This window comes from Vibrio sp. Y176, from assembly GCF_033438945.1.
The window spans coordinates 1-606 of record NZ_JAWOQS010000794.1; the positions used below are offsets into that span (position 1 = coordinate 1).

Consider the following 606-nt stretch of genomic DNA (forward strand, 5'->3'; position numbering starts at 1 on the left):
CCTATTCTGAAGGGGCTGAGAAAACTCAATACACCATCAAGCAAATTGAGGTGCCTTACCAAAAACGCAAAATTATCGCTAACTTACATTTGCCAAGAACCGATAAGCAGCTGCCAGTTGTGATGGTGAGTGCAGGACTCGACAGTTTACAAACCGACATGTGGCGTTTGTTCCGCAATCACTTTGCTCCTAAAGATATTGCAATGCTGACCGTCGATATGCCATCAGTCGGACACAGTTCTCATTGGCCTTTGACGGAAGATTCAAGCTGTCTTCATCAAGCCGTGTTGAATGAGCTTTATTCCATTCCTTACGTTGATCATCACAAAGTTGGTTTGGTCGGTTTCCGTTTTGGTGGCAATGCCATGGTTCGTCTGTCTTTTCTTGAGCAAGAAAAGATCAAAGCGTGTGTGGCACTAGGCGCACCGGTGCATGATCTGTTTACCTCGCCGAAAAAGCTGCAAAAAATGCCGAAGATGTATCTGGATATGCTGGCTTCTCGTTTGGGTAAAAGCGCAGTTGATATCAACAGTATGGCTGCGCAGATGATGGCTTGGTCATTGAAAGTTCAAGGCTTCTTGAGCAGTCGTAAAACTAAGGTGCCAA

At 45.4% G+C, this 606-nt stretch carries 1 protein-coding gene; it reads left to right on the forward strand.

What is annotated here, in order from left to right; genetic code table 11:
* A partial coding sequence (locus R7O13_RS28700) for an alpha/beta hydrolase (protein ID WP_318305438.1) occupies positions 1-606 on the forward strand: 606 nt, incomplete at both ends.